The sequence below is a fragment of the Pseudomonadota bacterium genome (assembly GCA_026388255.1).
In the GTDB taxonomy this organism is placed as follows: domain Bacteria; phylum Desulfobacterota; class Syntrophorhabdia; order Syntrophorhabdales; family Syntrophorhabdaceae; genus JAPLKB01.
In genome coordinates this window covers 1-7416 of record JAPLKC010000065.1, presented here as the reverse complement: position 1 = coordinate 7416, position 7416 = coordinate 1, and the positions used below count along the sequence as shown (strand labels likewise).

The following is a 7416-nucleotide window of genomic DNA, read 5'->3' as shown; positions in this document are numbered from 1 at the left end:
TCTGGCCCAATATGCAGGACAATATCATTACTCCGATCTTTTGAAATCAGGGGTGAATCTATACAAGCGCCGTAATGCCTTACTTCACGCGAAAACTCTGGTAATTGACAGTATCTGGTCAACAGTGGGCTCCACCAATATGGACTTCTGGAGTTTTTCAAGCAGTGACGAGGTTAACGCGGTTATTCTGAACCGCGAGTTCGCTATTGCAATGGAGAAGATGTTTGCCAGGGATCTTGCGGAGTCCGACCAGATTCGATGGGAAGACTGGGAAAGGAGACCTTTGCTCCTCAAGATCAGAGAATGGTTTTCGCATCTATTTTCCCACTGGTTGTAGGCTGTCGTCGAAAATGGGTTTGTTTTAGGTGCTTGTTTACATTTAGTAGCGCTGCAATCGGACGATGGTTCATCCAGGTATAAAAACTTCACGTGCTGTATATGATCGGCAAAGGAAAGGTAATGAAGGAAATCGCAGAAGGTATCTTTCGGGCTCCATAACCGCTTTTGAAACGTGACATTAATCCTCTGTTTCATTTGGTAATCTACCCTTCAGCAATTCATTTGATTGAAGCTATTCGTTTGTATGTGGAGTTAACACCTGCAACCTCTGACACCAAAACCCGTTCCGACCTGTTGATAACCGCTTGTAAGCTACTACGTCGAGGCACGAAGTCGGATTGAGGATTACAATAAAATAATTCTCAGATTCACAGAAAAGACCATCTACTCGATTGGTAGGTTAATCTAATAATTTTCATAAAACAAATTCCAATTTGAAATGCTCGACGCAATAGCCTTGGAAACCTTACCTGCCCTTTATAAAAATCACAAAACGCTTGGCACATTGTTCCTAAATATCTACAATAAATAGCGCCATCGCGGGGGACTCACAAGACAATTTTACCGGTTACTAATTAAGGCCTTTTACGCTTCACGGGTTTACCCGCTTCATGCCTGTCCTCGCTTGGCGGGGGCTTCACGAAATACGCTTCACGAAATTCAAAGAGGGAGATAATATGGCAACGAAGAAGATAATTGTTAATCCTGAGTTTTTGTACATTCCTGTAGAAAAGATTGTGGTCTTGGAGCAAGTTAGGTCAAGCATTAATACTGAAACAGACTCATTCAAGTCACTCATGCAGTCGATCAAAGACAAAGGCATCCTGGAACCGCTTATTGTAACAGGACAAGATGACGGGACATATTTTCTCATCTGCGGGGAGAGACGTCTTGTGGCAGCCAGACAATTAGGACTTGAATCCGTACCAGCAAGAGTTATTGAAGCAGGTAAGGAATTAGGTGAGACCATAGCCCTTTAACTGACAGAGAACCTCCAGCGGGAAGACTTAAATCCCATAGATCAGGCAAAGGGGATATTGGCATTTATTCAGGCAAAACACCCCGATAAGGGGTATGATGTAGACGGGGTAATGAGCGATCTGGTAAGTTACAACAGGAGGCCGGAAGACCTGCCGGAAGAAATTGTTTTCACTGTGAAAGCAATTTCTGAGATCTCCGGAAAGTCTTATCCTACCTTGTTCCGCACGATATCACTTTTAAATCTTTCCCCTGAAATTCAGACATCAATTTCGTCAGGAAATCTCACTGTTTCCCAGGGTTATCTCTTTGCCGCAAACCTTGATTGTCCTGATCTTAAAAACATATTTGATAATGTCATAAAGACACCGATAACCAATGCCACATTAGAAAGGATGCTCACAGCATACAAAGAAGTCAAACCTAACCCTGTTGATACGAAGCCAAAATCCGTTAAGAAACAAGTTAAAGGCATGGTATCCATTAAGACGGATTTTGAGAAAGGCCTTGGAACCTATGTAAGGGAAGATGTTGAAAAATATCTCTATGAACTGCAGGTTTTTTGTGTTTTTATACAACAGCAGGTGCCTATGATACCATATGGTAAGAAAAGACCGCCACAAGTGTGAGAAAGGCAGTGAATAGTCGTTAGTGAATAGTAGAAAAGATAAGCGGACTTGTGAAGCGCAAAGGAGGGATATACAGCTTGGCAGACGACGTGATTAAAAAACACGATGTAAACATTTTGAAGGATACCTTGAACGCCCAGCAGGCACATTGGGAGGAAAAGTTTTCAGAAAAAGTTGACATGTTTGGTATCGAGCCGAGCTATCCTGCCCACAAAGCAACTGATTTGTTTAAAAGAGAAGGCAGGACAAAAATTCTTGAGCTTGGTGGAGGTCAAGGACGCGATACCCTATTTTTTGCACAGGAGGGCTTTCAGGTTAATATGCTTGATTACAGCAAAGAAGGGCTCAAGACAATCAGACGAAAGGCACAAAAGCTTGGTATCTCAAAGTCCATCACAACGCTACAACATGATATCAGGCATCGTCTTCCCTTCGAGGACGCATCCTTTGATTGTTGTTTTTCCCACATGCTTTACTGTATGGCATTGACAACCGCTGAGCTTGAATTTCTCTCCCAGGAAATCAGCCGGGTGCTTAAACCCGGAGGATTGAACGTATACACGGCCAGGAATGTCAGTGATATCCATTACCGGACAGGGATCCATCGCGGTGAGGATATGTGGGAGGTCGGGGGTTTTGTTGTCCATTTTTTCAGCAGGGAAAAGGTGGAACATCTGGCAAAAGGATATGATATAATCAACATTGAGGAATTAGAAGAAGGAGACCTCCCGAGAAGGCTCTTTCTTGTGATCCTCAAGAAACACAGGACCGCCTGTTTTTCCAATAAGACATAAGGGAGATAGAAAGGCAGGAATGATTGAAGGCGAATTGGTATGAAGTACCGGATATATAATGGCACTTAAAATGAACATGAGCGGAGAAAAACGTCTTGCCGTCACCTTATTCGTAACAGTTCTTATACTGGCCGCTGAGGTTGTAGGCGGTTTTTTAAGCAACAGCCTTGCCCTCCTGAGTGATGCCGGGCATATGGTCACTGATGCCCTGGCAATAGCTCTGGGCCTCGTAGCTGCCCGCATAAGCAGAAAGCCGTCGGACAAAAACGCCACCTTCGGCTACCACAGGGTCGGTCTACTGGCGGCACTCATCAATGGGCTGAGCCTTTTGGTCATCGCTGTCCTTATCTTTTACGAATCCTATGAGAGGCTCATGTCTCCGCCGGGAATTAATATCCCTGTCATGCTCGGCATCGCTGTCCTTGGTCTCGCGGGCAATCTTGTTATGGCCTTTATCCTCGGCCACAGCCATGAAGATCTCAACCTGAAAAGCGTCTGGCTCCATGTCCTCGGTGATACCCTTTCTTCCGTAGGGGTCATCATCTCAGGCATCATTATCTATTTCACGGGATGGACCTATGCAGACCCGATTGCAAGTGTCCTCATCGGCGGCATTATTATCTGGGGAGGCGTCCGCCTGGTCCGTGACACAACCTCAATTTTCCTCAACCTGACCCCCAGGGGCTTCAATGTGGAAATGCTTGCGCAAAAGATTATCGACATGCCCGACGTCATAGGTATTCATGATGTCCATCTCTGGCCTGTAGCCCACAACCATGTTGCCTTTTCAGCCCACGTGCTCGTAAATGACAAGACTTTGAGCGAGGTTGAGGCAACAAAATTGAATATTGAAACAATGCTGAGAGAAAACGGGGTGGATCACAGCACCCTGCAGATCGAGTGCGCCAGCGTCTCCTGCGACAACGGCCTGTACTGTCAGGGAAAACCCGATAACCACGACAAAGGGCATAATCACTGAGGGATTACCATAAGATAATTTTTTTGACAAAAGGTCTACTTTAGTATATTGAATTTATAAGGCTTATAAAATCAGGGAGGTAATAATTATGAAGAGGGCTTTATTTATTGCTGCAGTTTTATTGACAGGCTTAACTTTTGTTGCAACAACTTTTGCCCAGGATAAAACGGCAGCAAAGCCTTATAAACCGGCAAAAATTGACAGGCCTGCCAAGGCAAAGAAGGGCGGCGGTGAAGTCGTGAGGGTTGACGTGGCCGAGAATATTATTGTTGTTCAGGGAAAAAAATGTGAAGAAACTTTTGACATCAAAAACGTAAAGTGGAAGGTCTATAAAAGCGCCGAGGAAGTAAAGGCAGGTGATTTTGTAGTTATCGCTTTTATAGATATGGACGGTAAGAAAATAGCCAAGAAGATAATCAAAAGCAAGAAACCTGTTGAAAAAAGGGCTGTTTTGAAGAAAGATGAGGCAAAACCTGTGCCTGATAAATCGGCAGCTCCGGTGCCGGCAAAGTAATAAACAACAATAAATCACAATTGCATTAATATTATATTGACTGAATTGAAAAAAGTTGTGAATTAATCAGGCTGTTGCGACAGATTGGGCATTTGCCCGGTTTTGTCAGGCGGGTTCTTTTTATAAATACAAAACCGCACTTCTCGCATTTTGCCGGGATAATTGTGAGATGCTGGTTGTTCTTGTTTAAGGTCTTTCGTATATGTTCGAGATGACTGCTTATATCCTTCTCCTGAATCCTGAGGTATATGGATATATCTTTGGCTGATAAGGTATTATCTTCAAGCAGGGAAACAATATATCTGCGTATGGTGTTGTAACGTTCAACAGGTGTAGGCGGTTCTTTAATCTTCTTTCTCATTTCGCTTGTACTACAATACAATCTTCATGGGGGCAAATGCCGTAACATTCTTAATCTTCGCAGCAACAGCCACAGCAGATATCGATAATTCAGCGTAAAAAAGCTTATTTCTTCAATGCCTTTGCACGATATTGAATATATGCGTCGCGCATAGCCACGTATGGGTCAATCGCTGCCCCTTTGAGGGTCTCGTAATCGCCAATGTGAAAAGACGTCGTGTTCACTGATTCATGAACATAAAGCCCTACGTTCTCCACATTGATCCACTCTGAACCGCCAAGGTACGTCGTTGGTTTGAGCGACCAGTCAACGCCCCATCCGACAGAATCACGGGCACTGGAAGGACCGAGAAACGGCCAGACTAAATAGAAACCATGACCCATACCATATATACCCAGTGTCTGGCCAAAGTCAGCATTGCGGCCCTTGATATTGAAACACTCTGTTGCACAGTCCCTCAATCCACCGACACCGACTGTGGAGTTAATAAGCAACTTGGCCAGTTCGATCCCTGCGTATCCCAACTCTCCTTGAAGAAGATTATTTGCAATACGAATGGGCGCCTTGATATTCTGATAAAAACTGCTGAATAAACCCCGGACACCTTCCGGCAGAATATACTTATAGCCTTTTGCAACGGGCTTTAGCGCCCAGAAGTAGACCTTATCATTAAAGTGATACACGGCCCTGTTCCATGATTCCAAGGGGTCGGCAACACGTGGCCCTTCACCGCTGACCACTTGCTCCTCGGTAACATTATCATACTCGTCAGACGGCTTTTTTTCGGCAGTAGACCGATCCGGCACTGTCTCGTCTACACCCTTTTCCGGTCTTTGTTGCTCTTCGACAACACCGGTATCCCGGCTCCGGGCAGGGTCTGCTGCATATACAGATGAGAAGCCATGAAGTGAGGAAAGCAGGAATATCAGGCAGACCATCGGTCCGAGGAAGAAACATATCCTTCTCCAATATCTTATCGGTTCTCTGTAATTCATTTTTTACCAACCTTTTTGCGCAGAGTCTCAAGCAGCGTCTCCGGCGGGTTGTTCCCGAGGATATCCCGGAATTGGGTACGGTAATTGCTGATAAGGCTCACTCCTTCGATCACCACATCAAATACCTTCCACTCGCTGTCTTTCTTGATAACCCTGTAATAGATGGGTATCTGGGCAGTCTTTGTCACCACAACACTCTGGACCTCTATTGTGGTTTCGGAAAGAGGTACTTCCTTGGTAAAGTTCACCTGCTCATCAGTATAGGCCGTGATTTTATCAACATAGGCATCTTTGAGGATCGTCTTAAATAACTCAACAAATTCTTTACGCTGTTCCGGGGTTAATTTGTTCCAGTTCAACCCCAGCGTCCTCTTCGAAAGCTCTACAAAATCAAAAAGCTTATCAGCGGCAACTACAATCCTCTGCTCTTTCACCTTTTTGCCCGCCTCCCCTTTGAACTTTGGATCGCGCATTACCTCGATCACGCTGTTAACATTAGTTTTCACCGTATCGAGGGGGATACCTGCAAGCGCATTTAGGGGAAGCATTAATATCATAAGAAGTATGATTTTACAGATCCGCTTTTTCAATATATCCTCCCTGTTTCTTTGGTGTTTCTTACGGGGTCTTGTTTGGCTCCTTCTTTGCATCCCCGAATGCATATTTCCCTATGAGGTCTTCAATGTCCGCCGGCACTGATGTCTGCGTGATAAAGCCACCTTGTTTAATCGGTTCCCCGGATCCGCCCGGATCTATTTTTAAATATTTATCACCGATAAGCCCCGAGGTCTTTATCGTTGCTGCTGCATCATCATATACCTTCAGGCTTTTGTTAACTGCTATTCCGACAACTGCCATCTGCTTATCTATGTCGATATTCAGGCTTTTCACACTGCCCACTTCAAGTCCGTAAACCTCGACTGTGCTGCCGACCCTTAACCCCGAGGCCGAGACAAAACGGGCATAAAGCGGGTAAGTATCTTCTCCAAATAATGAAACCTTGCCCAGCTTCACCGTCATATAGCCCACACATACAAGACCAATCAAAACAAAAATGCCTACAGCCGTTTCCATTGAATATTTTTTCATTACACACTCCCTTCGGAATTGCATCGGTGCGTTACGATAATCTCCTGTTTTTCTTCAGCTCGCAGGATGATCTGTTCAATCTCATCAGCAGGGTAGACCCCGGTGACTCCTGCATGTACATAGACATCGAAGCATTCTCCGATGATGCCTGTCTTTCGTCCCGCTATACTCTCAATGCCGGCAAGGGCTCCCTGCTGCAATTTTTTCGCAAAGCCCTCTACCAGTTCTTTTGCCTCATCGGGTGTTGTGTGAGGAAATATGGTGAGTATCTGGTCCCTGCTGTGACGTGCAGAGAAACCACCTACCTGATTGAATTGCCTGTTTGTAAGTTTTCCAAGGAGCTTAAGGATTTCCAGTGCTGTCTGAGATCCCAGGGCAGCGTCCAGTAAACTCAGCCGAACACTGAAAACAGCGGCTGAAACATTCGTTGACATGGCGGTACCCCCCAGCATCCCGGTATAATGTACCCTGAAGGCCTCCCTTGAAAGCAGACCTGTGAGTTCGTCCTGGAACCCTTCCAGACTACGTAGAAACTCATCGATTAAGGGAAGCTTCAGCTTTGTTGCATCTTCATATGTCCCTTCAAAGCCGACTGCCCCTTCCCAAAGAATGATAATACGATCAGATATGAAAAAAACATCCGGGATATCATGGCTGATCATAACAGCGGTAAACCCGAATTTTTTTCTGTAATGGGTAATCATGCTCAGGATCATGTTCTTCCTGATGGGGTCCTGA

11 protein-coding genes are annotated in these 7416 nt (G+C 45.0%); 6 read left to right on the top strand and 5 right to left on the bottom strand.

The features are described from left to right. The 6 genes from NT178_07925 to NT178_07900 form a co-directional block, all read left to right on the top strand. Nucleotides 1-337, top strand: a 337-nt coding sequence (locus NT178_07925; GenBank protein MCX5812459.1) for a phospholipase D-like domain-containing protein, incomplete at its 5' end; no start/stop codon positions are given. 679 nt (nucleotides 338-1016) lie between these two features. Further along, entirely contained in the window at nucleotides 1017-1319 is a 303-nt protein-coding gene (locus tag NT178_07920; GenBank protein ID MCX5812458.1) for a ParB N-terminal domain-containing protein, read from the top strand. A gap of 57 nt (nucleotides 1320-1376) precedes the next feature. Next, nucleotides 1377-1946 carry a hypothetical protein gene (locus tag NT178_07915; protein ID MCX5812457.1) on the top strand — a complete coding sequence of 190 codons (570 nt, stop codon included), beginning with the start codon at nucleotides 1377-1379 and terminating at the stop codon, nucleotides 1944-1946. A gap of 77 nt (nucleotides 1947-2023) precedes the next feature. Continuing rightward, on the top strand, nucleotides 2024-2740 hold the full coding sequence (locus NT178_07910) for a class I SAM-dependent methyltransferase (protein MCX5812456.1): 717 nt from the start codon (nucleotides 2024-2026) through the stop codon (nucleotides 2738-2740). Nucleotides 2741-2798: 58 nt separating this feature from the next. Then, nucleotides 2799-3719 carry a cation diffusion facilitator family transporter gene (locus NT178_07905; GenBank protein ID MCX5812455.1) on the top strand — a complete coding sequence of 307 codons (921 nt, stop codon included), beginning with the start codon at nucleotides 2799-2801 and terminating at the stop codon, nucleotides 3717-3719. A gap of 88 nt (nucleotides 3720-3807) precedes the next feature. Continuing rightward, nucleotides 3808-4233 carry a hypothetical protein gene (locus tag NT178_07900; GenBank protein ID MCX5812454.1) on the top strand — a complete coding sequence of 142 codons (426 nt, stop codon included), beginning with the start codon at nucleotides 3808-3810 and terminating at the stop codon, nucleotides 4231-4233. A 31-nt stretch (nucleotides 4234-4264) separates the two neighbouring features. Here NT178_07900 and NT178_07895 read toward each other — a convergent pair whose 3' ends face one another. From NT178_07895 to NT178_07875, 5 genes are all read right to left on the bottom strand, one after another. Continuing rightward, complete coding sequence (locus NT178_07895; GenBank protein MCX5812453.1) at nucleotides 4265-4594, bottom strand: ArsR family transcriptional regulator; 330 nt, start codon at nucleotides 4592-4594, stop codon at nucleotides 4265-4267. Between the two features lie 104 nt (nucleotides 4595-4698). Beyond that, the gene (locus NT178_07890; GenBank protein MCX5812452.1) at nucleotides 4699-5589 is read right to left on the bottom strand and encodes a VacJ family lipoprotein; all 891 of its coding nucleotides are present in this window, start codon (nucleotides 5587-5589) and stop codon (nucleotides 4699-4701) included. Continuing rightward, nucleotides 5586-6179, bottom strand: a complete 594-nt coding sequence (locus tag NT178_07885; GenBank protein MCX5812451.1) for an ABC transporter substrate-binding protein — start codon at nucleotides 6177-6179, stop codon at nucleotides 5586-5588. Before NT178_07885 ends, NT178_07890 begins: the two co-directional genes overlap by 4 nt. Before the next feature lie 28 nt (nucleotides 6180-6207). Then, nucleotides 6208-6678, bottom strand: coding sequence for an outer membrane lipid asymmetry maintenance protein MlaD (locus NT178_07880; protein MCX5812450.1), 471 nt, complete (start codon nucleotides 6676-6678; stop codon nucleotides 6208-6210). Further along, nucleotides 6678-7416: hypothetical protein (locus NT178_07875; GenBank protein ID MCX5812449.1), on the bottom strand; the 739-nt coding region annotated here is incomplete at its 5' end. The genes NT178_07875 and NT178_07880, both read right to left, overlap by 1 nt.

Coding starts and splice junctions, on each gene's coding strand:
- NT178_07905 (MCX5812455.1), top strand. CDS start 2,799: ATGGCACTTAAAATGAACATGAGCGGAGAAAAACGTCTTGCCGTCACC.
- NT178_07920 (MCX5812458.1), top strand. CDS start 1,017: ATGGCAACGAAGAAGATAATTGTTAATCCTGAGTTTTTGTACATTCCT.
- NT178_07895 (MCX5812453.1), bottom strand. CDS start 4,594: ATGAGAAAGAAGATTAAAGAACCGCCTACACCTGTTGAACGTTACAAC.
- NT178_07890 (MCX5812452.1), bottom strand. CDS start 5,589: ATGAATTACAGAGAACCGATAAGATATTGGAGAAGGATATGTTTCTTC.
- NT178_07900 (MCX5812454.1), top strand. CDS start 3,808: ATGAAGAGGGCTTTATTTATTGCTGCAGTTTTATTGACAGGCTTAACT.
- NT178_07880 (MCX5812450.1), bottom strand. CDS start 6,678: ATGAAAAAATATTCAATGGAAACGGCTGTAGGCATTTTTGTTTTGATT.